Source organism: Micromonospora sp. NPDC051543, from assembly GCF_044454415.1.
Lineage (GTDB): Bacteria > Actinomycetota > Actinomycetes > Mycobacteriales > Micromonosporaceae > Micromonospora.
Map to the genome: position 1 here is coordinate 207849 of NZ_JBITDT010000011.1, position 25465 is coordinate 233313.

At 72.4% G+C, this 25465-nt stretch carries 20 protein-coding genes; 14 read left to right on the forward strand and 6 right to left on the reverse strand.

Going from position 1 to position 25465, the window contains the following annotated elements; translation table 11 throughout:
• Positions 1–5: 5 nt before the first annotated feature.
• The gene (locus tag ACIA3K_RS21430) at positions 6–989 is read right to left on the reverse strand and encodes an NAD(P)-dependent alcohol dehydrogenase (RefSeq protein WP_396803163.1); all 984 of its coding nucleotides are present in this window, start codon (positions 987–989) and stop codon (positions 6–8) included.
• Positions 990–1093: 104 nt separating this feature from the next.
• Between ACIA3K_RS21430 and ACIA3K_RS21435 the strand changes: the two genes are divergently transcribed.
• The 6 genes from ACIA3K_RS21435 to ACIA3K_RS21460 all read left to right on the forward strand — a co-directional run bounded on the left by ACIA3K_RS21435 (position 1094) and on the right by ACIA3K_RS21460 (position 9852).
• The gene (locus ACIA3K_RS21435; protein WP_396803165.1) at positions 1094–1810 is read left to right on the forward strand and encodes a TetR/AcrR family transcriptional regulator; all 717 of its coding nucleotides are present in this window, start codon (positions 1094–1096) and stop codon (positions 1808–1810) included.
• A gap of 112 nt (positions 1811–1922) precedes the next feature.
• A complete protein-coding gene (locus ACIA3K_RS21440; protein ID WP_396803167.1) occupies positions 1923–3377 on the forward strand; it encodes an alkaline phosphatase PhoX in 1455 nt (484 codons plus the stop codon).
• Positions 3378–3592: 215 nt separating this feature from the next.
• Entirely contained in the window at positions 3593–6169 is a 2577-nt protein-coding gene (lanKC, locus tag ACIA3K_RS21445; protein WP_396803169.1) for a class III lanthionine synthetase LanKC, read from the forward strand.
• A gap of 5 nt (positions 6170–6174) precedes the next feature.
• Positions 6175–6294 carry a SapB/AmfS family lanthipeptide gene (locus ACIA3K_RS21450; protein ID WP_013734295.1) on the forward strand — a complete coding sequence of 40 codons (120 nt, stop codon included), beginning with the start codon at positions 6175–6177 and terminating at the stop codon, positions 6292–6294.
• Between the two features lie 76 nt (positions 6295–6370).
• Entirely contained in the window at positions 6371–8098 is a 1728-nt protein-coding gene (locus ACIA3K_RS21455; protein ID WP_396803171.1) for an ATP-binding cassette domain-containing protein, read from the forward strand.
• Positions 8095–9852, forward strand: coding sequence for an ATP-binding cassette domain-containing protein (locus ACIA3K_RS21460; protein ID WP_396803173.1), 1758 nt, complete (start codon positions 8095–8097; stop codon positions 9850–9852). Before ACIA3K_RS21455 ends, ACIA3K_RS21460 begins: the two co-directional genes overlap by 4 nt.
• A 10-nt stretch (positions 9853–9862) precedes the next feature.
• Here ACIA3K_RS21460 and ACIA3K_RS21465 read toward each other — a convergent pair whose 3' ends face one another.
• From ACIA3K_RS21465 to ACIA3K_RS21475, 3 genes are all read right to left on the reverse strand, one after another.
• Entirely contained in the window at positions 9863–10447 is a 585-nt protein-coding gene (locus ACIA3K_RS21465) for a response regulator transcription factor (protein WP_396803175.1), read from the reverse strand.
• Between the two features lie 109 nt (positions 10448–10556).
• Positions 10557–11162, reverse strand: coding sequence for a response regulator transcription factor (locus tag ACIA3K_RS21470; RefSeq protein ID WP_357125411.1), 606 nt, complete (start codon positions 11160–11162; stop codon positions 10557–10559).
• Between the two features lie 203 nt (positions 11163–11365).
• Complete coding sequence (locus ACIA3K_RS21475; RefSeq protein ID WP_396803178.1) at positions 11366–12511, reverse strand: hypothetical protein; 1146 nt, start codon at positions 12509–12511, stop codon at positions 11366–11368.
• Positions 12512–12966: 455 nt separating this feature from the next.
• On the opposite strand from ACIA3K_RS21475, the gene ACIA3K_RS21480 reads away from it, so the two are divergent.
• Both ACIA3K_RS21480 and ACIA3K_RS21485 read left to right on the forward strand, forming a co-directional pair.
• On the forward strand, positions 12967–14364 hold the full coding sequence (locus ACIA3K_RS21480) for an acyl-CoA synthetase (RefSeq protein WP_396803180.1): 1398 nt from the start codon (positions 12967–12969) through the stop codon (positions 14362–14364).
• A gap of 239 nt (positions 14365–14603) precedes the next feature.
• The gene (locus ACIA3K_RS21485) at positions 14604–16178 is read left to right on the forward strand and encodes a hypothetical protein (protein WP_396803182.1); all 1575 of its coding nucleotides are present in this window, start codon (positions 14604–14606) and stop codon (positions 16176–16178) included.
• A 69-nt stretch (positions 16179–16247) separates the two neighbouring features.
• On the opposite strand, the gene ACIA3K_RS21490 is transcribed toward ACIA3K_RS21485, so the two are convergent.
• Positions 16248–17333, reverse strand: a complete 1086-nt coding sequence (locus tag ACIA3K_RS21490) for a hypothetical protein (protein WP_396803184.1) — start codon at positions 17331–17333, stop codon at positions 16248–16250.
• Between the two features lie 225 nt (positions 17334–17558).
• Positions 17559–19073 (reverse strand): DUF1996 domain-containing protein, encoded by a 1515-nt coding sequence (locus tag ACIA3K_RS21495; protein WP_396803185.1) that lies wholly within the window; start codon positions 19071–19073, stop codon positions 17559–17561.
• Between the two features lie 397 nt (positions 19074–19470).
• Between ACIA3K_RS21495 and ACIA3K_RS21500 the strand changes: the two genes are divergently transcribed.
• The 6 genes from ACIA3K_RS21500 to ACIA3K_RS21525 all read left to right on the forward strand — a co-directional run bounded on the left by ACIA3K_RS21500 (position 19471) and on the right by ACIA3K_RS21525 (position 25419).
• A complete protein-coding gene (locus tag ACIA3K_RS21500) occupies positions 19471–20670 on the forward strand; it encodes an RNA polymerase sigma factor (RefSeq protein WP_396803308.1) in 1200 nt (399 codons plus the stop codon).
• Between the two features lie 138 nt (positions 20671–20808).
• On the forward strand, positions 20809–21738 hold the full coding sequence (locus tag ACIA3K_RS21505; RefSeq protein ID WP_396803187.1) for an NBR1-Ig-like domain-containing protein: 930 nt from the start codon (positions 20809–20811) through the stop codon (positions 21736–21738).
• A 174-nt stretch (positions 21739–21912) separates the two neighbouring features.
• Positions 21913–22770 carry a peptidoglycan-binding protein gene (locus ACIA3K_RS21510; RefSeq protein WP_396803189.1) on the forward strand — a complete coding sequence of 286 codons (858 nt, stop codon included), beginning with the start codon at positions 21913–21915 and terminating at the stop codon, positions 22768–22770.
• A gap of 34 nt (positions 22771–22804) precedes the next feature.
• Positions 22805–23689, forward strand: coding sequence for a peptidase inhibitor family I36 protein (locus ACIA3K_RS21515; RefSeq protein WP_396803191.1), 885 nt, complete (start codon positions 22805–22807; stop codon positions 23687–23689).
• Between the two features lie 6 nt (positions 23690–23695).
• Positions 23696–24619, forward strand: a complete 924-nt coding sequence (locus ACIA3K_RS21520; protein ID WP_396803193.1) for a peptidase inhibitor family I36 protein — start codon at positions 23696–23698, stop codon at positions 24617–24619.
• A gap of 143 nt (positions 24620–24762) precedes the next feature.
• On the forward strand, positions 24763–25419 hold the full coding sequence (locus tag ACIA3K_RS21525; protein WP_396803310.1) for a GntR family transcriptional regulator: 657 nt from the start codon (positions 24763–24765) through the stop codon (positions 25417–25419).
• Positions 25420–25465: the final 46 nt, after the last annotated feature.

Consider the following 25465-nt stretch of genomic DNA (forward strand, 5'->3'; position numbering starts at 1 on the left):
GGATGTCAGATGGTGATGACGACCTTGGCCCGCGCGTGTTCGCCCTCGACGTACCGGATGGCGTCGGGCACCTCGTGCAGGGGGTACGTCCGGTCGACGACCGGTGTGAGGCGGCCGGCCTCGACGTGGGCGCGGAGCGTGTCGAGGTGCTGCCGGCTCGGCGTCGTGGTGAGCGTGACGACGCGCTGCCGGACCAGCGGCGCGAGTAGTCGTCCGCGCGCGATCAGCCACACCGGCCCGACGAGGCTGCCACCGCCGTACACGCCGCCGCCGGAGAGCACCAGCGTCCCGGTCGGTGTCAGCGCGCGCCGCAGGTCGGTGAGGGAGCGGTTGCCGACCAGGTCGAGCACGACGTCGTGGCGGCGTGAGCCGTCGGCGAAGTCGTCCCGGCGGTAGTCGACGACGTCGTCGGCGCCGAGCGAGCGGACCAGGTCGACGTTGCGGGTGCCGCACACCCCGGTCACGGTCGCGCCGAGCGCCTTGCCCAGTTGCACCGCGAGGGTGCCGACGCCGCCCGAGGCGCCGTTGACGAGCAGGCGCTGACCGGGCTCGACCCGCCCGACGTCGCACAGTCCCATCAGCGCCGTGATGCCGGCCAGCGGCAGGGCCGCCGCCTGCTGGGGCGTCAGGTTCGTCGGCATGGGCGCGACCTGCGTCCGGGGCACGCACGCGTACTCGGCGAACGCGCCGTTGGCGTCGCCGAGGTCGCCGAAGACCGCGTCGCCCACCCGGATGTCGCGCACGTCGGCTCCGACGGCCTCGACGCGGCCGGCGATGTCCCGGCCGCGTATCCGCGCGCGAGGCCGCGACAGGCCCATCGCCAACCGCGCCATCCGGGGATCGCCGCGCATGGCGTGCCAGTCGTACGCGTTGAGCGAGGCGGCCGCGACCCGGACGAGCACGTCGTCCGGGGCGGGCGCCGGCGTGGCGACGTCGCCGAGAACGAGGGTTTCCGGGCCGCCGTACCGGTCCTGCACGATCGCCTTCATCGGTCCTCCCCTGAGGTGTACGGTGTACACCAACGGTAGGTGTACACCGTACACCTGTCAATGGTGGTTATCGTTCAACAACCGCCGGACAGGACGAGGACGAGATGGTCGAGCAGGCTGAGACGCTGCGCCGCACACCGCTGAGCAGGGACCGCATCCTGCGGGCGGCCGTCGCGCTCGCCGACGAGACCGGCATCGAATCGCTCAGCATGCGCAACCTCGCCCAGGACCTGGGCGTCGTGCCGATGGCTCTCTACAAGCACGTGGCCAACAAGGACGAACTGCTCGACGGCATGATCGACGTGGTCGTCGGCCAGATCGACCCGCCCGAGCACGACACCACGTGGAAGGACGCCATCCGCCGCCGCATCCTCTCGGCGCGGGCGGTGCTGCGCCGGCACCCCTGGGCGCCGCTGGCGATCGAGTCGCGGACGATGGCGACGCCGGCCGTCCTGGCCTACCTCGACTCGGTGGTCGGCACCCTCCGCGCCGGTGGGTTCTCCGCGAACCTCGCACACCACGTCATGCACACGATGGGCAGCCGGGTACTGGGCTTCAGCCAGGAACTGTTCGACGACTCCCGCCGCGCCGGTCGGTCCGGAGCGGCCAGCCCCGAACCCGCCGCGGCGATGCCGCCGGAGTTCGCCGCCCAGTTCCCGCACCTGGCGGAGATCGCCACCGCGGCATCCCACGACGACGAGTCGGTCGTGGGACAGGGCTGCGATGACCAGTTCGAGTTCGAGTTCGCGCTCGACCTGCTGCTGGACGGCATCGAACGGCTGCACGAGCAGGGCTGGGCGTCACCGCGACGACCCCGGTGACGCCGTTTCTTCACCCCGATGTCGCCGGTGGACCCCACAGCTGACGCTTCGGCGTCTGCCGGTGCGGGTTGGCTGTCGGCCGTCGCACTGTCCTGCTCAGGAGCTGATCCGCGTGCCTTCCTCCCGTCGTACCTTCCTCGCCGGCGGCGCCGCCGCCGGTGTGGGCCTCGCCGTCGCCGGTGGCCTGCCGTCCCTGGCGCAGGCCAGCCCCGCCCGACCGCACTCGCCGGCCCTGGGTGGTCGCGTTCCCTTCCCGCCGCTGGTGGACGACCCCAAGGGGATCCTGGCCCTGCCCAAGGGCTTCCGCTACACGATCGTCACCCGGACCGGTGTCACCCGCCTCGACCGTGGTCAGGGCGTGACCCCGGCGGACCACGACGGCATGGCCGTCTACGACGCTGGACACGGCCGCTACACCCTGATCCAGAACCACGAGATCGACCCGGGCGCCGAGTTCGGCGTACCGCACGTCAAGGGCACCGTCTACGACCCGGGCGCCGTCGACGCCGGTGGCTGCACGGTGATCACAACCGATCCCGCGGGCCGCAACCTGGGCGAGTTCGTCGCCCTCTCCGGCACCATCTCCAACTGCGCGGGCGGCCCGACCCCGTGGGGCACCTGGCTGACCTGCGAGGAGACCGAGGACCGCGCCGGCGACAGGTGGGAGGAGGGCGACCGCTCCGGCGTCTACGCCAAGGACCACGGGTACGTCTTCGAGGTCTGGGCCGACGGCAGCGCCGACCCGCGGCCGATCAAGTGTCTGGGTCGCTACTCCCACGAGGCGCTGGCGATCGACAGGGACCGCACCCACGTCTACCTCTCCGAGGACGCCGACGAGCCCAACGGTCTCTTCTACCGCTGGTCCGCGCCGCGCGGCGTGAAGCTGGGCCCCGGCGTGCTGACCCGCCTCGCGCCGGACGCCGGCGTCCTCGCCGCGATGCAGATCATCATGGACGACGGTTCCGTGCTGCCGGACGTCGCCTACCTGACCTCCGCCCAGCTCGGCCGCCCGTTCCCGGTCCGGTGGATCGAGGTGCCGGACCGCGACGCGCGGCACACCTCGGTACGCGAGCAGTTCGCCGACGGTCAGGTCACCCGTGGCCGCAAGTTCGAGGGCGTCTGGAGCACCGACGAGGGCGTGTACGTCGTCAACTCCTACGCGTGGGACGAGGGCGACCTGCCGGCCGACGCGGCACCGCACGACGGCATGGTCTGGTTCTACAACTTCAAGGACCAGACCATCCAGCTCGTGACGTACTTCCCGCACCAGGCCGCCGCCGAGGAGGGGACGCCGGTCAAGTACACCGACATCACCTTCGACGGCCCGGACAACGTGACGGTCACCCCGTGGGGGAGCCTCGTGCTCGCCGAGGACGGCAAGGGCGCCTCGCACGTGCTCAGCACCATCCCCGGCGGGCCGACGTACGCGATCGCCCGTAACCAGCTCAACGACTCGGAGTTCTGCGGCCCGACCTTCAGCGCCGACGGCAAGGTGCTGTTCGTCAACATGCAGGACCCGGGCCTGACCCTGGCGATCACCGGCCCGTGGGACAAGTACCTGGGCTGACGACGTACGCAACGGCAGGTGGGGATCGGGCGACGGCCCGCTTCCCACCTGCCGTCTCTTCAAACCTCGGCAGTGCCTGACTATTGTCACGAGTTCGTGTGCACCTCGCATCACGGTCGGTGACTAAGCGCACTGGAGCCCACCGGGCCCCGTCGATGAGACTCGATGCAACGCCGGACGACAGCAGCCGGCCGGAATCGAGAGGCGGCGGGACAGTGGACGAACGCTACGACAGCTACTGCGCCGCGGATCGCCTGTTCTACGACTCGCTCGGCAGCGCCGTCGCGCAGCCGGTCTTTCCGGCCGCCGAGCGGGACATCCCGACCGGCTGGCGTCGTGAGCCGCTCGACGACTGGCTGATCTACGCCCCGGACGGCGGTTCGCTGCCGCAGCAGGGCTGGAAGATCCACGTGTCGGCGGGTCTGGCGAACGCCGAGCGCGTGTTGGACACCGTCTGGGACTACTGCGTACCCCGGGGCCTGTCCTTCAAGTTCCTCCGGGGGCCCCGCACGCTGCTGCTGCGCAACTCCAAGTACGCCTCCCGGGCCGCCAGCGGCAAGTTCGTCACCGTCTACCCGCGCGACGACGCGGAGCTGGAGCTGGTCTGCAAGGAGCTCGACGAGCTGCTCACCGGCGAGTCCGGGCCGTACATCCTCAGCGACCTGCGCTACGGCGCCGGTCCGATCCACGTGCGCTACGGCGGCTTCGCCGCCCGCTACTGCCACTCGCCCGACGGTCAGGTGGTGCCGGCGATCGAGGACGACTCCGGCACGCTGGTGCCGGACCGGCGCGATCCCGTCTTCCACGTGCCGTCCTGGGTCACCCTGCCCGACTTCCTCGGCCCGCACCTCGCGGCCCGCAGCGGCACCAGCACCGACCAGGTGCCGTACCGGATCGAACGGGTGATCCACTTCTCCAACGGCGGTGGCCTGTACGTGGGCCGCGACCTGCGCACCGACACCGAGGTCGTGCTGAAGGAGGCCCGGCCGCACGCCGGCCTGGACGCGGACGGCGTGGACGCCGTCGCCCGGCTGGCCCGCGAGGCCGACGCCCTGCGGCAACTCGCCGACCTGCCGCAGGTGCCCCGGGTGCACGACGAGTTCGACCTGGGCGAGCACCGGTTCCTCGCGCTGGAGTTCATCGAGGGTCGACCGTTGAACAAGGTGCTGGTCGACAGGTATCCGCTGATCGACGCCGACGCGACGGACGAGGACCGGGCGGCGTACGCCCGCTGGGCCCGGCACGTCCACGAGCAGGTCGAGTCCCTCATCGCGGCGATCCACGAACGTGGCCTGGTCTACGGTGACCTGCACCTGTTCAACATCATGATCCGTCCGGACGACCGGGTCGCCCTCGTCGACTTCGAGGTGGCCGCGCCGATCGACGGGCACCGCCGACCGGGGCTGCGCAACCAGGGCTTCGCGGCTCCCCGCGACCGGACCGGGCCGGCGGTCGACAGGTACGCCCTGGCATGCCTGCGGTTGGCGCTGTTCCTGCCGCTGACCCAGCTGGTACGGCTCGCCCCGGCGAAGGCGGCGCACCTGGCCGACATCATCGCCGCGAACTTCCCGGTGCCGAGGTCCTTCCTCGACCCGGCGGTCGAGGAGATCACCGGCGGCCCGCGGGTGACGGCCGCGCACGACGCGCCCGTCACCCGGGACAGGCTGGCGACCGCCATCCTGGCCAGCGCCACCCCGGCACGCCCCGACCGGCTCTTCCCCGGCGACATCGAGCAGTTCCGCAGCGGCGGCCTCAACCTCGCCCACGGGGCGGCGGGAGTGCTGTACGCGCTGCACACCAGCGGCGTCGGACGGTGGCCCGAGCACGAGGACTGGCTGGTACGACGGGCGACCGCGCCCCCGTCCGGCACCCGCTGCGGCTTCTACGACGGCCTGCACGGTGTCGCCCACGCCCTCGAGAGCCTCGGCCGCCGGCAGGACGCGCTGGACGTGCTCGACATCTGCCTGCGTGAGCCGCTGGACGGCCTCGACCACGGCCTGGCGAGCGGACTGTCCGGGATCGCGCTCAACCTGGCCGACCTGGCCGCCCGTACCGGGGAGGTGTCGCTGCGCGACGCCGCGTGGCGGGCCGCCGAGCGGGTGATCGGGCAACTGCCCGACGATCCCGGCCCGGACATCAGCGGTGGACGCCACCCGTACGCCGGGCTGCTGCGCGGCCGGACCGGACCGGCGTTGATGCTGCTGCGGCTCTACGAGCTCAGCGGCGACGAGGACCTGTTGGGGCACGCCGCCACGGCGTTGCGCCAGGATCTGCGCCGGTGCGTGCTGCGCCCGGACGGCGCCCTGGAGGTCAACGAGGGCTGGCGGACCATGCCGTACCTGGCACACGGCAGCGTCGGCATCGGACTGGTCCTCGATCAGTACCTGCGCCATCGCGACGACGACGGGTTCGCACAGGCCAGCGCGGGGATCCGGCGTGCGGCACGGTCACCGTTCTACGCGCAGACCGGGCTCTTCGCCGGCCGGGCCGGCATCATCGCCTACCTCGCCGCCTCGGTCCACGACGGCGACCGCCGGGAACTCGACGCGCAGGTGGACCGGCTGGCCTGGCACGCGCTGCCGTACCGGGAGGGGACCGCCTTCCCCGGTGAGCAGCTGCTCCGGCTCTCCATGGACCTCGGCACCGGCACCGCCGGCGTGTTGTACGCGCTGACCTGCGCGCAGGACGACGACCCGCCGGTGCTGCCCTTCCTCGCGCCCCTGCCGGGCGCGCAGAGACTCCCCCGCCACAGCGGGGGCGACCGGATCGACGAAGGAATGGAAGGGAGGTGAACGACATGGCGCTTCTGGACCTCCAGGGCCTGGAGATGGCTCCGGCCGACCGTACGGGTGGCGGTAGCCGGGCGAGCCTGCTGCTCTGCGGCGACAGCTCGCTCTCCGTCACGACCTGCAACTGATCCGTCGCACAAAGGTGATCGCCCTGGGTGGGTAGACGTGCCCACCCAGGGCGACCGCGTGGCACCGGGAGGAGCGATGTCGACGTTCGACGCGGGGGACCGGTTGCTGCGGCGAACGGTCCTGGCTGGCGGCGGCTGGACCGCCGGGCTCGCGGCGGTCGCGCTCCTGGGCGCGGCCGCCGAACTGTTGCTTCCCGCAGCCCTGGGCCGCGCCGTCGACGCCGCCCTCTCCGGAGGCTCGCTCTGGTGGGCGGTGGCCGCCGGCGGCCTGGTCGCCGCCCTCGTCTGCGTCGACGCCCTGACCGACCTGGCCAGCGGGTTCGGCGCCGCCCGCGCCACCGCCGGACTACGCCGCCAGCTGCTGCGCCACCTGTTCGCGCTGGATGTCCGTACCACCCGCCGGTACCCGGTGGGCGATCTCGTCGGTCGCCTGGTCGGCCAGTCCGCCGACGCGGGACAGGCCGGAAACGCCGTGGTCCTGGCCGCGGTGGCGGTGCTGCCGCCCGTCGGCAGCGTCGTCGCGCTCGCCCTCCTGGAACCGATCCTGGGGATCACCCTGCTCGCCGGCCTCGGCCTGCTCGCCGTCCTCATGCGCGCCTTCGTGGCCGACGCCTCCGCCGCGACGGCCGGCTACCAACGGGTGCTCGGCCTCATCGCCGGCCGACTGCTGGAGTCGCTGACCGGGGCCCGGACCATCGCCGCCGCCGCCACGGTCCACCGCGAGGAGGCCCGTGTGCTGGCGGCCCTACCGGAGCTGGGCCGGCACGGCCGACGTACGTGGGAGCTGCTGGCCCGGGCTAGCGCGCGTACCGCCGCCGTGGCGCCGCTGCTGCACCTGAGCGTCGTCGCGGTCGGCGGGTACGCCCTGACGGCCGGTTGGCTCACGCCCGGTGAACTGGTCGCCGCCGTCCGGTACGCGGCCATGGGCGCCGGGCTCGGTGCGGTCCTCGCCACGCTCAACCACCTGGTGCGCAGCCGCGCCGGGGCGCACCGGGTCGCCGAACCGCTGCGACAGCCCGCCATGACGAGCGGCGACCGGCCCCTACCACCCGGTGGTGGCGCCCTGCGACTGCGGGACGTGCGCGTGTACGGCGACGACGGCCGCCCCATTCTGGACGGCATCGACCTGGACGTACCGGCCGGCGCGACCGTGGCCGTCGTCGGCGCGTCCGGCGCCGGCAAGTCGACCCTCGCGGCCGTGGCGGGACGGCTGCACGACCCCGATCACGGTACGGCGCTCCTGGACGGCGTACCGCTGCGTGACCTCGACGCGTCGGCGCTGCGCCGAGCCGTCGGCTACGCCTTCGATCAGCCGGTGCTGATCGGCACGACCGTCCACGACGCGGTCGGCCTGGCGTTGCCGGGTGCCGTCGCGATGCCACCGGACGACGCGCGCCCGGCCACGCCTGCGGTCCTGCGGGCGGCCCGCCTGGCGGCGGTCGCCGACGTGATCGACCGGCTGCCCGAGCGGTACCGCACACCGCTGGTGGACGCGCCGCTCTCCGGTGGTGAGACCCAACGCCTCGGCCTGGCCCGGGCGTTCTCCGCCGAGCGGCTGCTCATCCTGGACGACGCCACGTCCAGCCTGGACACGGCGACCGAACACCGGATCACCGAAGCGATAGTCGCGCGCCCCGGCGAGCGGACCCGACTGGTGGTCACCCACCGGGCGGCGGCGGCCGCCCGCGCCGACCTCGTCGCTTGGCTGGACGGCGGTCGGCTGCGCGCGCTGGCGCCGCACCGGCGACTCTGGGCCGAGCCGGACTACCGGGCCGTGTTCGAGCCGGCCGGCGGTGGATCGTGACCCCGCTGTCCGTACGCCGGGTGACCTGGCGGGCGCTGCGGGCCCGCCGTGCCGACCTCGCCCGTCTCTGCGGGTGGTCGCTCGTCGAGGCGTTGCCGGCGCTGCTCACCGGGCTGCTGGTCGCCCGTGCCGTGGACGACGGCTTCCTGGCCGGGCGTCTCGTCGACGGGCTGGCGTGGTTGGGCGTCCTCGCCGTGGCCGTGCTGGTCGGCGCGGCGGCGACCGGCCGGACGTACCGGAGCCTCGGCGCGGTGGTCGAGCCGTTCCGCGACGAGGTGGCCGCCCAGGTGGTGCGGGGCGCGCTCCGGGACGCCACCCGCGCGGGTGGTCGCCCGGACAGCGCGGCGATGACCCGGCTGACCCACCAGATGGAGATCGTCCGGGACACCTTCGCCGGCCTGCTGATGGTCACGCGTGGTTTCCTCTTCTCCGCCGGCGCTGCCCTGCTCGGCCTCCTCGCCCTCGCGCCGGTGGCGGCGGCGCTGGCCGCCGCGCCGCTGGTCGCCGGCCTGGCTGTGTTCCTCGCCGCGCTGCCGGCCATGGTCGCGCACCAACGGGCGTACGTCCGCGCGGGCGAGCGGTTGGGCCACTCGGCGGCGACGGCGCTGGCCGGTCACCGCGACGTGCTGGCCTGTGGCGCTCAGGCGCGGGTGGCGTCCGAGGTGGAGCGTCGGGTGTCGGCGCAGGCCGCCGCCGAACGCACCCTCGCCCGGATGGCGGTGATCCGTAGCCTCAGCCTCGGCATCGGCGGTTGGTCGCCGCTGGTGGTGCTGCTCGTGGCCACTCCGTGGCTGGTCGAGCGCGGAATGACGGCGGGCGCGGTACTGGGGGCGCTGATCTACGTGTCCACCGGGCTGCAACCCGCCCTGCACACCCTCGTGCAGGGCCTCGGCGGCGGCGGGCTGCGCTACGCGGTCACCCTGGAGAACATCCTGCGCGTCTATCCCCACCGGCCGGCGTCCACGGGGGAGACTCCGGGCCCGCGCCCGTCGTCGAGGCCGGTCGGCGGCTCACCGGCCGCCGAGGTCCGGGGACTGACCTTCCGGTACGGCCCGAGCGCCGAGCCGATCCTGCGGAACTTCTCGCTGACGCTGGCCAACGGCGATCACCTGGCCGTGGTGGGACCCAGCGGCGCGGGCAAGTCCACGCTGGCCGCCCTGCTGGCCGGGCTCGTGCCGCCGCAGGAGGGCACGGTCCACCTGGCTGGTGCTCCGGTCGCCGACGCCGCGCCGGCCGTCCTGGCCCGGATGCGGGTGCTGCTGCCCCAGCAGGCGTACGTCTTCACCGGCACGCTGGCCGACAACCTCCGCTACCTCCGGCCCGACGCCGACGACGACACCCTGGCGGTCGCCCTCGACGAGCTGGGCGCACGCCCCCTGGCGACCCGCCTGGGTGGCCTGGACGCGCCGGTCGTGCCGGCCCAGCTCTCCGCCGGTGAGCGGCAGCTCGTCGCGGCGGTCCGGGCCTGGCTCGCGCCCGCCCCGCTGGCGGTCCTGGACGAGGCGACCTGCCATCTCGACCCGGCGTTGGAGGCGACCGTCGAGGCCGCGTTCGCTCGGCGGCCCGGCAGCCTCGTCGTGATCGCCCACCGGATCAGCTCCGTCCTGCGCGCCGATCGGGTGCTGGTCCTCGACGACGACGTGCCCGCCGTGGGGACGCACGAGCAGTTGCTGACCCGCTCGGCCACCTACCGGGCGCTCGTCGGCTGCTGGGAGGAGCCGGTGACGCCGTCCCCGGCGACACGGCCGGGCTGACCTCCGGCGGTCAGATCCAGCCCGCCTCGCCCGCCAACCGCACCGCCTCCACCCGGGTGCGCGCACCCACCTTGCGGGCGATCCGAGCGAGGTGGTTGCGGACGGTGCCACGGCTGAGCCCGAGCGACGCCGCGACCTCGACGACCGGTGCCCCCGCCGCCGTCAGCGTCAACACCTCCCGCTCCCGCTCGGTCAGCGGGCTGTCCGAGTGCAGGGCCGCGACGACGAGGTCCGCGTCGAGGACGGGCTCCCGGCGGGCGAGCCGGCGGATCCCGTCGACGACCCGCTGGGGAGCGGCGTCGTTGCGCAGGATGCCGACGGTCCGGGACGGGCTGAGCATGCCCCGCAGTCGGCGGGCCCGGTGCGGGTTGACCAGCATCAGGATGGGGCACAGGCCCAGGCGACCGGGCACCTCCTCCTCGACAAGATCAAGGTCGGCCACCACCACGTCCGGGCGCTGGGCCCGGACGGCCGCGGGGACCGCGTCGCGGCGATCCACCTCGGCCACGACACGGATGTCCTCCTCGGCGGCGAGGACGAACGACAGCGCCCCCAGCACCAGGGCCCCGTCCAGAGCGAGCAGGGTACGGATCACGACGAACCTTCCCGCGCTTGCATGACGATCACTCAACGTCAATATTCAAACACGCATCCGTCGGGGCCGCACGGCGACGGGGCGGGCCGCGACCGACCCGCCCCGATGGCTACAGCCAGCCGTTGCGTCGGGCGTGCCACACCGCTTCCAACCGGTTGCGGGCCCCGATCTTGCGCAGGATCGCCGACAGGTGGTTACGCACCGTCCCGTGGGCCAGGAAGAGGCGACCGGCGATCTCCTTGAGGGGCAGACCCTCGGCGGCCATCCGCAGCACGTCCAACTCCCGGGGCGTCAGCGGCATCTCCGACGGACTGAGCACCGCCACCGCGGCCGCCGGGTCGATCGCCCGCTCCCCGGCCGCGAGCGCGCGGATCGACCGCACCAACTCCACCAGCGGGCTGTCCTTGCCGACCAGGCCGCGTGCGCCGGCCGCCAGCGCCGCCTCCACGAGCGCCGGGCTCCACCGGGGGCTCATCGCCAACACGGCGGCGTGCGGCGCCTCGGCGCTGATCCGGGCGACCACCTCCACCGGGTCGGGCAGCTCCGGTGTCAGCGCCAGCACCACCACCTGCGGCCTGCACCGGCGGACCGCCGTCAACAGTTCGCCGACGCCCTCGACGTCGGCGACCACCTCCATGTCCTCCTCACGGGAGAGCGCGGCGCAGAGCGCTCCGCGCAGCAAACCCATGTCCTCGGCGACAACAACGTGGATCACCGTGTTTCTCCGATCTCAGGTGCACGTCACGACGGTCACCGAACCCGGTGTGTCCACGGGTCGGCCGCGATCGTCGTACGCGAGAAGTCGGGCGGCCATGGGCCCACGACGCCGTCACAGCGCGCGGGCGCGGGCACCATTGACCAGGCCAGCGGGGTGGGACCGACCGCGCGGGCGAGCAGCCCGGGGGTCGGCGGCCGGCCTCAGCCCGGGCGGGCGATCCCAGTCGGAGTTCGGCTCTCGACCAGGAGCGGCACGAGGTGGCAGAGCGCGGCGATGCCGGGGTGTGACTGCCGGTGAGCCGGCCGGATCAGACCTGGCGCGGGCGTCGAGCCCTCGTCGGTGCCGGCGGCGTCCTGGTCGACCGGGGTGACGGGCTGACCCGGAGGGTAGGCCGCCACGGCCGGCGGCGCCGGGCGCGCGGCGAGGTGGCCCGGTGGGGCCATGGAAGGTGGGTACGCGGCCACGGGTGTCGGCGGCGGTGCGACCGGTGCCGGCGTCGCCGCGGCGCGTACGGGCGGCAGCGCCGGAGTCGGCGGCGGAGTTGGCGGGGCCGGCGCGGGTGTCGCGCCGGGCGACGCGGCGGTCGCATCGCGCGCCGGGGGAGCGACCGGTGAACGCGGCGCGGGTACGACCACCGCGCCGAGAGCGGGCGGCAGGACGGCGTCGACGACGGGCAGCAGGACCGCGTCGACGACGCGCAGCAGCCCCGCGACGACGGGCGCGATCGGCAGGGCGCGCACGACGTCGACGGCGGGCCGCAGGACCGGGGTGAGCGGGCCCGCCACGGCGGGCGAGACGAGCGCTTCGGGCAGCCCTCGGTGATCGGGGGCGGCGGTCGCCGGCCGCCGTGCGGAATCGGCCGTCGATCGAGGTGGGCGAGGGCGGTGGGCGGGACGATGAGTCGCGCGGGCCGCGGTCGAGGAGCGCGGCCGTTCGTGCCGCGTGGCGTCGGACTGGACGGAGGTGGCCGTCCGGGACGGCGGCACGGAGGTCCGCGCCGCGTCCGTCGGGCGGCGGGGCGCGGTCGGGGACGGCACGTCGCGTGCCCCGACGACACCAGCTATCGCGCCGGTCAGCGGAGCGTGGCGCCCGCCCTGGCGGCGGTCGTCGGCGCGTACGCCGCTGCGGGGGTCGGGGTCGGAGCGTTCGGTGACGGTGACCCGCCGGACCGGCTCCACCAGAGCGCCGAGCTGCCGATGAAGCTCTGCGCCGGAGCCGCCGCGCGTGCCGTCGGCGCTGGCCGGCCCCTGGAACAGGAGGGCCAGGACGAAGCCGCCCCCGACGGCCACCGCCAACAGCGCCAGACGCCGGACGAGCCCGCGCAGTCGGCCGGCCACGACTGGCACGGGTCGACCGGGCGCGGACGTCGGCGCGGTTCCGTTGACGGGACTTCGCACGCGGGCACTACCCCCTTGCCTCGAGACTGACCCATAGTAGCGATGCGCTTACCTATTCGCATCTGCCGATGGAATCCGTCGACGGCGGGACGCGCCCTGGCGGCTGCGATGGACGCTCGGTGGCCGGGTCGGTCTCCAGCGGGGCGGCGCGGGCGCAGCCGCTCGTCGACGGTAGTGTCCCCAGCGTGGCGCGGCGGACGGGCTGCCGATCGTGTACTGGCGCCCCGGCTGCCGCTACTGCCTCCAGCTCCGCTTCTCGCTTGGCCGGCTCGCTCGGCAGGCACACTGGGTCGACATCTGGCACGACCCGCAGGGCGCCGCGGCCGGTCGGGGGCGGACTACTCGCGCCGGAGCCGGAGATACTGATGGTCATGTACGCGTGACATTCGGCGTAGCCTCGGTCCATGGGTCTGCTCGACGGTCTCGACCGCTCCAGCCCGGCCGTCGATGACCTGATCCGTCTCGGGCCGGTGACGATGTCCGCCGAGCGTCTGCGGGGATGCGCCGCCGCCGTGGCAGACGACCTGCGCGGCGAACCGGTCGTCGCCGTGCGGGCCAGCGCGACCGCCGAGACCGTGGTGGGGGTGGTCGGCGCGCTGCTCGGTGGCGCCGCCGTCGTCCCCGTGCCACCCGACTCCGGGCCTCGGGAGACGGCGCACATCCTGCGCGACTCCGGCGCGACGCTGCTGCTCGGCGGCACCGGGGACGAACCGGCGCGGATCGGTGTCCGTCGGGTCGACCTGGGCCGGACCTCGGACACCCGGCACCCGGCGCCGGCCCCCGAACGCACCGCGCTGATCATGTACACGAGCGGCACCACGGGAGCGCCCAAGGGGGCGGTCCTGTCGCACCGTGCCGTCGAGGCCGGCATCGACGCGCTCGCCGACGCCTGGGCCTGGACCCCTGACGACCTTCTGGTGCACGGGCTGCCCCTGTTCCACGTCCACGGTCTCGTTCTCGGGGTGCTCGGCGCGCTGCGGGTGGGCTGCCGGCTGCACCACACCGGACGGCCGACGCCCGAGGCGTACGCCGAGGCGGGCGGCACCCTCTACTTCGCGGTACCGACGGTCTGGTCGCGGATCTGCGCCCAGCCGACGGCCGCCGCGCGCCTCAGCTCGGCGCGGCTGCTGGTCTCCGGCAGCGCCGCCCTGCCCGCGCCGTCGTTCGAGCGGATGCGCCAGCTCACCGGTCACCGGCCGGTCGAGCGTTACGGCATGACCGAAACGTTGATCACGTTGAGCAATCGCGCCGACGACCCGCACCGTCGGCCCGGCATGGTCGGCACGCCGGTGCGGGGCGTAAAGGCGCGGGTGCTCGACGAGGACGGGCGGCCGGTACCCGCCGACGGGACGGCCATCGGGGAGCTGTGGGTTCGCGGACCGATGCTCTTCGACGGTTACCTGGGCAAGCCCGACGTGACCGCCCGGCTGCTCGACGGGGACGGGTGGTTCCGCACCGGAGACATCGCGAGCGTGTCACCCGATGGTGTGCACCGACTGGTCGGTCGTCGGTCGACCGACCTGATCAAGAGCGGTGGTTACCGGATCGGCGCTGGTGAGGTTGAGGATGCGCTGTTGGCCCACCCGGGTGTTCGCGAGGCCGCGGTCGTCGGCACGCCGAACGACGACCTCGGCCAGGAGGTCACCGCCTTCGTCGTCGCGGACCAGGTGAGCGCGGCCGAGCTCGTCGACTTCGTGGCGCGGACGCTGTCCGTTCACAAACGGCCGCGCCAGATCAGGTTTCTCGACACGCTGCCCCGCAATGCGATGGGCAAGGTGCAGAAGCACCTGCTCGCCGGCTGACGACCAGCACGTCGGGGGCTCGGTTCCGGCGCCCAGCCGTCACCCGTGCCGGGCAAGGCCTACGCGCTGCGCGTCATGCGCGTTATGCGTGTCCTGCGTCGAACGTAGGACTTATTCGCATAAGTCCGGTTGATGTGAGTTCGTCTCTACTACGTTTCCCGGTGGGAGCGGCAACCGATTTGTCGCTGTCTGCGCCGACTGTGGCGTGCAGAGACACGGTGTACGGAGAAGGGCCAGATATGTCCAACCATCGACACCCGAACGTCAGCGATGCGGCGGCAGACCAGCCACGTCCGCCGAAGAGGCGCAGGGCCCGCTGGCTGGTCGCCGGGGTGGCCGGACTGACCGGGGTCGCCGGTCTGGCGGCCGTCGGCGTGCCCGGCGGCCTGACCGGAGCCCTCGGAGCGGGCGGAGGACTGCTCGGGAAACAGGTCCTCGCCGGCAGCAGCCGGGCGGCGGACGACGACAGCGGCAAGCACGATCCGGGCGGTCGCGACAAGGAGCACGGTCGCGACAAGGAACGCGGGGACGACGACTGGAGCGGTGGCGGCCGGGACGCCTGGGACGTGCCGTGCGGCGCCAACGAGCTGATCGCGGCGATCGTGCGCGCGAACGCCGGTCACGGGGCGAAGCTTCGGCTCGCCAAGGGGTGCACCTACACGCTCTCCGCGTCCGCGCCTCAGCCGCCCGTGCCGCACGGCCCCGTCGGCCTGCCCATCGTCACCCAGCCGATCACGATCGACGGCAACGGTTCCACAATCGTCCGGGCGGCCTCCGCCACGCCGTTCCGGATCCTCGAGGTGGGGGCCGGCGGTGACCTGAAGCTGCGCGACGCCACCGTCAAGGGCGGCGACGACACCAGCGGGCTCGGCGGTGGCGGTGGTGGCATCCGCGTCGACATCGGCGGCCGGGCCACCCTGGAGAACATCGACGTCGTCTTCAACCACTCCAACGGCCCCGGCGGAGGGATCGCCAACTTCGGTGACACCAGGATCCTCGGCCGCAGCGAGCACGGCGGCAAGGACAAGGACGGCAAGGACGGCAAGGACCGGGAGCGGTACGGCGACGACGAGAGCCGGATCAGCGACAACGGCGCGCTGTTCGACGGCGGTGGTGTCTACAACAACGGCAACCTCACGGTGCGGAACACCAGGCTCAGCGACAACAGCACGATCGGGACCGTCATCATCCTGCCGATCGGCGGCGCGGGCGGCGGCCTGTCGAACTCCAGCGTCGCCGTGCTCGACGACGTCCGCGTGCACCACAACAGCGCCGGCTTCCGGGGTGGTGGCATCCGCACCGGGATCAACGGCAACACCACGGCCAGGAACATCGAGGTCACCGAGAACACGGCCGGTAGCGAGGGCGGCGGAATCTTCACCGACGGGACCTTCCAGCTCCAGCACGGCAAGATCGTTCGTAACGACGCCGGCCAACGCGGCGGCGGCGTGTTCAACCAGATCGGCCAGTTCGTGGCCGAGGACAGCCAGATCAGTGAGAACGCCGCCAGCACGAGAAGCACCATCGAGAACGGCGGCGGCGTCTACAACGGCAGCGGTGTGGTCGTCCTGCGGCGCACCGTCGTGGCCCGTAACAAGGCGTTCGGCACGAACTCACGCGGCGGCGGAATCTACAACAACGCCACCCTCACCCTCACCCAGACCAAGGTCACGGAGAACGTCTCCGTCGTGGCGCCGGGTGGGGTCTTCAACGACGGTGGTCAGGTCACGGTGGACGACAAGTCGGCCATCAGCGGCAACCGACCCACCAATTGCACGCCAAGCGCACCACCCGTGCCCAACTGCTTCGGCTGACCACCGCGGCACCTGGTCCCGCCCACGGTCCGACCTGGTTGGACCGTGGGCGGGACTCGCCGTGTGTGGTCAGATTCGGGAGGTGAAGGTGGCCAGGAAGCGGTGCGGGGTGACCGCGCCGGTGTTGTCGAAGCAGATCACGTCGACGTCGGCGTTCGTGGTGTACGTCCACGCCTGGGTGAGGTGGCAGTAGTTGCTGCCGGCGCCCTGCGCCACCACCTGGGCGTGCGTCTCCTTGAGGCCGACCTGCGGGAAGGTCGCCAGATAGCGGCCGGCGGGCACCAGCGCCGCCACGGTGTTCGCACCGACGCCGAGCACCGAGTTGTCGTTGGTGGGTCCGCCGACGGCGGTACCCAGGTAGCCGAAGTACGACGGCGGGCCGAGGGAGCCGATCACCGGCCGGCGACGGTGGTACGAGAGGACGAAGTCGGTGTTGACGGCAGCCCCGGCCTGGTCATAGCAGAAGACGTAGACCTGCACCTCGGTGCCGACGGGCGCCCACGAGTAGACCTTGCAGCGGCGGGGTCCGGCGTTCGGCTGTACCGCGGTGACCTGCACGTCGCCGGCGAGCACGCCGGCCAGTCCGACACCGGGGAGTCGCACCAGGTACTGCCCGACGCCCACCGGCCCGGCGGTGTTCACCGCGCCCGTCGAGTTGTACCACTGCGCCACCGCCCCGCTGGCCCACTGCACGTACGCGTGGGAGGTGCCGGCCGCCACGACGCCCGAACTGGTCGTCCAGAGCACGGTGAACGGGGTGTCCTCGCGGGTGCCGCCGGGCCGGTGGCACTGCACGTCGACGATCTCGTCGGTGCCGGACTGGAACCAGCGGACCACCTCGCAGTAGTGCCCGGTCCGGTTCACCGGCGTCACGTGGGGCACGCCCCGCGCGCCGGCGCCCACCTGCGGGAAGCGCACCTGGAAGCGGCCGGGCGCGAGCTTGACGCCGTCGGCCCAGGCGGCCGGGAACGCCGTCTTCCAGCTACCCCACTGCCGGCTGGTGTCCAGCACGGTCCAGACCGCCACGGTGGGGTCCTTGACGTACGCGAAGCCCCAGCGGTCGGCAGTGGTGGCGGCGGCCGGCGCCGGTGGTGCGAGCGCGCTGGCGGCCAGGACGGCGGCCAGCGCGGCGGTGACGAACGTTCGGAGACGCATGGTTCCTCCACTCGACAGGGACGTGTCGGGGAGGAGTGTGCTTTCGGTGATGACATGGTCACAGTCGGCTACCGCACGCTTCGGTGTCGGGTGTCGGCCAACGAGAGGCGGGGGGCCCCCCCCCGGGGGGGGGCGCGCCCGGGGGGGGGGGGGGGGGGGGGCCGCGCCCCCCCCCCCCCCCCCCCCCCCGCGGGGGGGGCCCCCCGCCTCGGGTTGCGTGTGGGGTCAGCCGCCGGCGAAGGTCACCTCGGTGCCGCACTTGGCCTTCTGGTTCAGGCAGGACTTCACCAGGGGTCCGATGCGGGCCGGTTCCCAGGCGTTCATGAAGTCACCGTGCATGGAGGACGGCTTGCCCGAGGAGAGGCTCAGGCCGTTGCCGCCCAGCGACTGGTAGTTGACCATGAAGGACAGGTTCGGCACCGCCACCGGGTACTTGCCGGTGCAGACGCCGTTGACCGGGTCGCCCATGTGCGACTTGTGGTCGGGCGAGTCGATGTTCTTGCCGTCCCAGCAGTCCTTGAAGACGAGCTGGAAGATGAGGTTGCCGCCGGAGGCGCAGACCGGCCAGTTGCCGTCCGAGCTGCGGCCGGTCTCGGCGCTGCCGGCGCACCAGAACTGGTTGCTACCGGCGTTCTTCGGGGTGTCCACCTGCTTCTTGGCGTCGCCCTCGACCATCCGCAGGCCCGGCGGGAAGGGCTTGACGGTCGACGGGTCCTTCACCCGCGAGCCGTAGTAGACCCGGAAGCTCTTCATCGGTACGGGCTGGCCGTCCTTGCGCAGCTCCGGGGTCCAGTAGGCGCTCAGGTCACCGGGGGCGTTGCAGGTTGTCGTCGAGGAGAGCAGCTTGTCGGTCGTGGTGAACGCGTCGATCTTCGGGCCGAAGAAGGTGTGCATGTGCGACGCGCCCGGCAGGCCGGGGACGACGATCGGGTCGTCCGGTGCCGAGTTGGCCAGCTCGCAGTCCGTGTGGAACTCGGGAACGCGGGTCGTTCCCGGCGTCACCGGCTTCGGCGTGATCGCGTTGAAGGCAGCCAGTTCCCGGTCCCACCTGGCCTGGTCGACAGGTACCCAGCCAGCCGCGGGCGCGGTGCCCGGCGTGGTGGGCGTGGCGCCCGGGGTGGTCGGGGTGGTGCCCGGGGTGGTCGGCGTCGCCGGGCTGGCGCTCGGCGAGGGCGACGCGCTCGGCGTCGTGCCCGTCGTGGAGCCGAACGTGAACCAGTTGAGGTTGACGAAGTCCGACCGGGAGCTGCTCTTCATGACGGCGAAGACGGTCTGCGGGCCGGTCGGCACGCTGGCCGCCGTGGCCGTGACCGTCGTCCACTTCTGCCAGCCGCCGGTGTGGGCGATCGGGAAGCTGGCCAGCAGGGCGCCGGTCTGCGTACCGAGGCGCAGCTCGACCGCGCCCCCGTCGGTGTTGTTCGCCGCAACCCGGGCCTTCAGGTCGGCGCCGGCGATCGTGACGCCGTCGTACCGCAGCCAGTCTCCGTTGCCGAGCCAGCCGACGTTCCGGCCGCCGTCGGCGTCGCCGGTGCCCTCGGTCTGCGCGCCGGACTGGGCCGCGAAAGCCTCCGCCTGGATCCGGCCCGCAACGGCGACCTCTTCGGCCTGGGCGCCGGCGATGTAGATGCCACTGCCCACCAGGGCGGCGGCGACCCCCGAGGCGAGCGTGATGCGAGCGATGCGGCGGCGCTTGCGCGCCCGGTCCGGCGGTGCGACGTGCGCGGGGGGAGGATTCCGCATTACCAGTGAATTCCTTCGAGTCGGCGATAACGCTCTGTCGGATGAAGTATGTGCACGTGGGAGGCTTGCGGCAATCTGCGGAAAGAGAATTAAGGAGGGTGCCGGGTAACTGTCCTGGTAGCCGTCGAGCGGGCTTCGGATAACAATTTTTTGCCCTCGTACCCTTAAGTTTCTATTAAATCGGTCGGCGGGGGCCGTTGGTGTGCCGGCTCGGAGAGGGATCGGGACGAGCCTGTCGATCGGGGCCGGGTCCGTTCGTAGCCCTGGTGGGAGCCCGGCATCGAGCCGGGCGACCGACCCGCGCTGAACTGTCAGCATCGGACCGTCGAGCTGTCGAAAGGATCGTCATGAAGCAGTACCTGTGGTCCCAGGCCTGACCGGGAGCCGGCCGGCCGACATGGACCTGGCGAGCATCTACCGCGCGGAGTACGGCCGCTGTGTCGCCACCCTGGCCCGTCTCCTCGGCGACATCAACCTCGCCGAGGAGGCGGTCCAGGACGCCTTCGCCACGGCACTGGAGAAGTGGCGGACGCCGCCACCCAACCCGGGCGGCTGGATCGTGACGACCGCCCGCAACCGGGCGATCGACCGGCTTCGCCGCGAGTCGACCCGCGAGGCCCGGCACGCCCAGGCCCTCCTGCTCCAGCATCAGGACGCGCCCCAGGAGGTGGGACCCGTGCGGGACGACCAGTTACGACTCATCTTCACCTGCTGCCACCCGGCGCTCTCCCTCGAGGCGCGGACGGCCCTCACGCTGCGCCTGCTCGGTGGCCTCGAGGTCCCCGAGATCGCCCGGGCCTACCTGGTCCGGGAGACGACCATCGCCCAGCGGATCGTGCGCGCGAAGAAGAAGATCCGCGAGGCGGCCATTCCCTACCGGGTACCGGCCGACCACGAGCTGCCGGATCGGCTGCCGCCCGTGCTCACCGTGCTCTACCTGATGTTCAACGAGGGCTACACGTCCACCGCCGGACCGTTGATCAGGACGGACCTGTGCGCCGAGGCGATCCGGCTCACCCGCGAGTTGGCGGCGCTGATGCCGGACGAGCCCGAGGTCCTCGGCCTGCTCGCGCTGCTGCTGCTGATCGAGGCGCGTCGCCCGGCCCGGCTCGGCCCAAACGGTGAGCTGGTGCTCCTCGCCGACCAGGACCGGTCACTGTGGAACGCCACGCTCATCGCCGAGGGGCACGATCTGGTCCGCCGGTGCCTGCGACGCAACCGGCCCGGCCCGTACCAGATCCAGGCCGCGATCAACGCGGTGCACACCGACGGCGCGGCCACCGACTGGCGTCAGGTCCTGGCACTGTACGACCAGCTCCTCGCGATCGCGCCGAGCCCCGTCGTGGCGCTCAACCGCGCGGTGGCGGTGGCCGAGGCGCACGGCCCCGAGGCGGCTCTCGCCGCGCTGGAGACGGTCGACCTTCCCGGCTACCACCGGCTGCCCGCCACCCGGGCCGAGCTGCTGGCCCGGCTCGGACGCGACACGCAGGCCCGCGCCGCCTACGACGATGCCATCGCGCTGACCGGTAACGAGACCGAGCGCGCCTTCCTCAGGGCGCGTCGTAGCGAACTCACCCATCCGAGGCGACCAGCGTGACCGCCACATACACCTTCGACCGGGGTGGCTGATGGGGTAAGTGCACGGATGCACCAGATTGATGCTCGCCGTGGCTCGTTCGGTAGCCTCTGACAGGCTCTGACAACGTCTGACAAAGTCGTCTGACATGGGGGACTGATGAGGGACCAGCGTGCCGGGGAGTCGAGTCCGGACGGACGGCCCGCCCAGAGGTTCGCCGAGCAGTTGCGGACGCTGCGCAGCGCCGCCGGAGACCCCTCGTTCCGCAAGATGGCGGGGCGATCAGGACGGATCTCGCACACGACCCTGCACGAGGCCGCCGCCGGCACCCGGTTTCCCTCGTGGGAGACCACGCGGGAGTTCGTCCGAGCCTGCGAGGCGGACGAGGCCCTGTGGCGGGGCCGGTGGGAGGAGGCGCAGCGCCCGGTGACGGCCGCCCGGCCCAGCGGGGACGGTGACCCCGCGCCGGTCGTCGCCGCGTCAGCGCCGGAGGAACAGGGCGTGGTTCGGGTCGTGGAGCATCCGGGCGCCGAGGATCGCGTCGCGACGACGCGCCGACGCCGTCTGCCGTGGCTGAACATCGCAGCGGTGGTGCTGGTGCTGGTGGTGGCGGTGGCCGCTGTCCTGGGCGCGACCGTTCGTGGCCGGTCGGGCGCCGACGGCTCCAGCGCGCCGACCGTGTCACCGTCACCCACCGCGTCACCGTCCGCGACGGCGTTCTCGGACTCCCTGATCCCCGGAGACTCGAGCAGGTTCGTCGCCGACGTCACCATCCCCGACGGCACCCAGGTAAAGGTCAACGCCCAGTTCGACAAGGTGTGGGCTCTCGCGAACGTGGGAAAGGTCGACTGGCACAACCGGTACCTGGCGCGGATGGACCCCGCCGCCGACGGTGCCGGCTGCCGGACACCGGATCGGGTGCCGATCGGTGACACGCCGCCCGGCGAACAGGTGATGATCCGTGTTCGGGTCACCGCGCCGAGCCGCCCGGGCAGGTGCTGGGTCAGTTGGAAGATGGTCGACGAGGCTGGCCGGGAGTACTTCCCGACCCGGCGGCCGGTGTACTTCATGGTCACCGTGACCGCCTGAGGTCCGGCCGCGATGTCAGACACGGGTTCCGAGCCAAGCTGACAACACCGCATTCATCGAGGTCGGTGACGGTCTGACGGATCTGACAGGACACCGGGGTACCGAACAGCGGGGCACTTCTCGCAAGGTGATGTCGAACCGAGAACGACTCACCAGCTATGAGGAGGAGCCATTTTGCGCCGTCCCTGGTTATCCGTCGGACTCGCCGCGCTCTGCGTGGCCGTCGGCGTCCCGGCCCACGCGGCGGCATCCGGCGCCACGACGCCGCGGACCGCCACCGCCGCCGCGCGGCCCGTCGTGGACATGGAGGCCACCGTCCTGGCCGCCCAGATCGACCCCCGCCGGGCCGACAACACACTGACTCCGGGTGCGAAGAGCTCCGTGCTCGCCGTGGAACAGGCGTTGCAGGCGCAGGGCCTGCTGAACGCGCAGTGGGTCGACGGCTACTTCGGCACGGTGACCGTCTCGGCGTACGCGGCGTACCAACGCTCACTCGGCTACACCGGACTGGCCGCGAACGGCCTGCCCGGCGTGACGTCGCTGACCAGGCTCGGGCAGAACCGCTACACGGTCGCCAACACGATCGCACCGGGCGCGAAGGTCGCGCGCGACGGGTACGTCGTCAACGCCCGGACCCAGGCGATGCTGGCCGAGGCGCAGCGTCTGCTGGGCCAGACCCTGGTGCTCGAACAGGGCTCGTACAACCCCGGGGGTGACCCGACCTCGGCCGGCACGCATGACGGCGGGGGTGTGGTGGACATCGCGGTCACCGGCATGACCGCGACCCGACGCACCGCCGTCGTACGGGCGCTGCGACGGGTCGGCTTCGCCGCCTGGGTCCGTGACCCGAGTCAGGGGGACTGGCCATGGCACATCCACGCCACGGCGATCAGTGACACGGACCTGTCCAGCCAGGCGCAGCACCAGACGGGTGACTACCACCTCGGCATGAACGGTCTGGCCAACCGTGGCCCGGACGACGGCCCCCAGATCCCGATCCAGACCTGGGAGCAGTACCAGCGCGGGCAGTGACCCGCACCCCCCTCACCGTCCCGGAAAGGACACCATGAACATCCGTAAGAGTCTGGCCGCCGTCGGCGTCGCGCTGGCCGCGACCACCTCGATCCTCAGCGTCGCATCGCCCGCCTCGGCGGCGGCCCGGGACGGGATCTGCGACAGCGGCGAGTTCTGCTACTACTACAACAGCGACAACGCGGGATCGATCTCGGACTTCACCGGTTCGCTCGACGACTACGGCACCGAGCAGCCCTCGTGCTACGACTTCAAGGGCGCGGGCGCCGGCAAGGGCCTGTGCATCAAGAACGAGGCCGCCTCGGTCTGGAACCGCAGCACCAAGACGGTGCGCGTCTACTACAACAGCGGCTACGCCGGTTCGTACCAGGACTTCGCGGCCGGTGCGAAGACCAACCTCAACGCCACGCTGAAGAACAACAACGCCTCGCACCAGTTCTCGCCGTCGACGCGCACGAACCTGTCGTACGCCCTGTACCAGGCCAGCGGCGGCAGTGTCACCTGCGGCTTCGACGGTTACACCACCACGCCCGGCCGGCACGAGGGCATCGACATCGCCCGCAGCGTCGGTTCGGACGTGCGCGCCCTGGTCTCCGGAACGGTCACCTACGTCGCGCAGGGCAGCACCGGCAGCGGCGGCCTGTCCACGATCTCGGTCTACAACTCCTCGTCCAACAAGACCGTGATCTACCTGCACACCGCGCCGAGGTCCGGCGTGAGCGTGGGCGACTCCATCAGCAAGGGCCAGATCATCGCCGACGAGTCGTGGCACGGAGTGTCCTCCAGCTCGGGCGCGCACACCCACGTCGAGGTCCGGGCCGGTCGGCAGACCCACGCGGCCGTCAGCGTCGGCGATCCCACCCTGGACAACGCCGACCCGACCGCGTTCTGGAACTCCCAGGGCTACAACGAGAAGTAGGCAATCGTGAATCTCCGCAAGGGCCTCGCCGCCGTCGGCGCCGTCCTCGCCATGTCCGCCTCCATCCTGAGCGTCGCCTCGCCGGCAGCGGCGGCCGAACGGGACGGAACCTGCGACAGCGGCGAGTTCTGCTACTACTACAACAGCAACCGGGCCGGCTCGGTCTCCGACTTCACCGACTCGCTGGACGACTACGGCACGACCCAGCCGACCTGCTACGACTTCAAGGGCGCGGGCGCCGGCAAGGGCCTGTGCGTCAAGAACAACGCGGCGTCGGTGTGGAACCGGACCGGCAAGACGGTGCGGGTCTACTTCAACAGCAACTTCGCCGGCTCATACCAGGACTTCGCGGCCGGCGCGACTGGCAACCTCAACGCCACGTTGAAGAACAACAACGCCTCGCACGAACTGCTGAGCGGGCCGACGGGCTGTAGCACCGACGGCACCAACAGCAAGCTGCCGAGCACCATCCTCGTCTACCGGGTCGGTCTCGGGCGCGTCGACCGGGTCGACTTCAAGACGTACGTCAAGAACGTCCTCCCGAACGAGTGGATCACGAGCTGGCCGGCCGCCTCGCTGGACGCCGGCGCGATGGCCGTGAAGAGCTACGGCTGGTACTGGGCGCTGCACTCGACCCGCAAGACGTCCGGCGGGCAGTGCTACGACGTCCGGGACGACACGGGCGATCAGGTCTACCGGCCGTCGTCGGCGCAGACCTCGACGTCGGCGGCGGTGGACCGGACCTGGTCGACCCGGATGACCCGCAGCGGCAACATCATGCAGGCGCACTACTGCGCGACCACCACCGCGTGCGGCGCCTGGGTGGACGGGGACTGGATGTCGCAGTACGGCTCGCGTGATCTCGCCAACTCGGGCAGCGGCTACCAGGCGATCCTGCGCCACTACTACCGCGACGTGGTCATCTCCTGACGTCCCGCGTCAACCGCGCCGCCCGCCGCACACCCCGCGGCGGGCGGCGCGCCCGTGGGCAGCCCGGACGGGTCGTCCGGCCGCCGGGACGCGCCGACGCCGCTCCGACGGCGACAGGTGGCAGACTCGGCGGAGTGAACGACATGGCCGCACCGACGATGGACGGTGAGCTGGAGAGCGTCAGTCTGGTGGACCTCGCCGTCGCCCGGTTGACCCGGGAACTCCTCAGCGGCAGGAGCGATCCGGGGGAACGCCTCGTCGAGGAGCAGCTCACCCGCCGGCTCGGGATCAGCCGGGCGCCGTTGCGGGAGGCGCTGCGATTGCTGGCCCAGCAGGGGCTGGTCGAGCACGTGCCCCGCCGAGGCGTACGGGTGGCCACCCTCTCCGACCGTGACGTGCGGGAGCTGTACGAGCTGCGGGACGTCCTCGAACGATTCGCGGTGCGGGCGGGGATCCCGGTCGGCCGCGAGGGCGACCTGGCGGGGTTGCGGGCGACGCTCGACGCGATGCGGGAGGCGACCCGGGCCGGCGACCGGATGGCGGTCGCCGAGTCGCACCGGGCGTTCCACGTCGCGCTCGTCGCGCTCGCCGGCAATCGCCAGCTGTCCGACGTGTACGGCTCGATCCTGGTGAAGTTGCAGCTCTACATGGCGATCAACCTGCGGCGTGAGGCGGAGGTGGCGCAGCCCTTGGACGGGGTCCACCGGCACAAGCGGTTGTTCGAGGCGGTCGCCGGGGGAGACCCCGAGGAGGTCCTCGCCGTGCTGTCCGGGCACGGGGCACGCTCCTACCTGGACTGACCGGCGGCTTGCGCGCCCGCCCCGCGCGCCGTCATGTCCCCGTTAC

Bases quoted from the DNA above. Each gene is read 5' to 3' on its own strand.
- ACIA3K_RS21430 (WP_396803163.1), bottom strand. From the start codon at position 989: ATGAAGGCGATCGTGCAGGACCGGTACGGCGGCCCGGAAACCCTCGTT.
- ACIA3K_RS21515 (WP_396803191.1), top strand. From the start codon at position 22,805: ATGAACATCCGTAAGAGTCTGGCCGCCGTCGGCGTCGCGCTGGCCGCG.
- ACIA3K_RS21435 (WP_396803165.1), top strand. From the start codon at position 1,094: ATGGTCGAGCAGGCTGAGACGCTGCGCCGCACACCGCTGAGCAGGGAC.
- ACIA3K_RS21455 (WP_396803171.1), top strand. From the start codon at position 6,371: ATGTCGACGTTCGACGCGGGGGACCGGTTGCTGCGGCGAACGGTCCTG.
- ACIA3K_RS21505 (WP_396803187.1), top strand. From the start codon at position 20,809: ATGAGGGACCAGCGTGCCGGGGAGTCGAGTCCGGACGGACGGCCCGCC.
- ACIA3K_RS21450 (WP_013734295.1), top strand. From the start codon at position 6,175: ATGGCGCTTCTGGACCTCCAGGGCCTGGAGATGGCTCCGGCCGACCGT.
- ACIA3K_RS21480 (WP_396803180.1), top strand. From the start codon at position 12,967: ATGGGTCTGCTCGACGGTCTCGACCGCTCCAGCCCGGCCGTCGATGAC.
- ACIA3K_RS21525 (WP_396803310.1), top strand. From the start codon at position 24,763: ATGGCCGCACCGACGATGGACGGTGAGCTGGAGAGCGTCAGTCTGGTG.
- ACIA3K_RS21490 (WP_396803184.1), bottom strand. From the start codon at position 17,333: ATGCGTCTCCGAACGTTCGTCACCGCCGCGCTGGCCGCCGTCCTGGCC.
- ACIA3K_RS21485 (WP_396803182.1), top strand. From the start codon at position 14,604: ATGTCCAACCATCGACACCCGAACGTCAGCGATGCGGCGGCAGACCAG.
- ACIA3K_RS21495 (WP_396803185.1), bottom strand. From the start codon at position 19,073: ATGCGGAATCCTCCCCCCGCGCACGTCGCACCGCCGGACCGGGCGCGC.
- ACIA3K_RS21500 (WP_396803308.1), top strand. From the start codon at position 19,471: ATGGACCTGGCGAGCATCTACCGCGCGGAGTACGGCCGCTGTGTCGCC.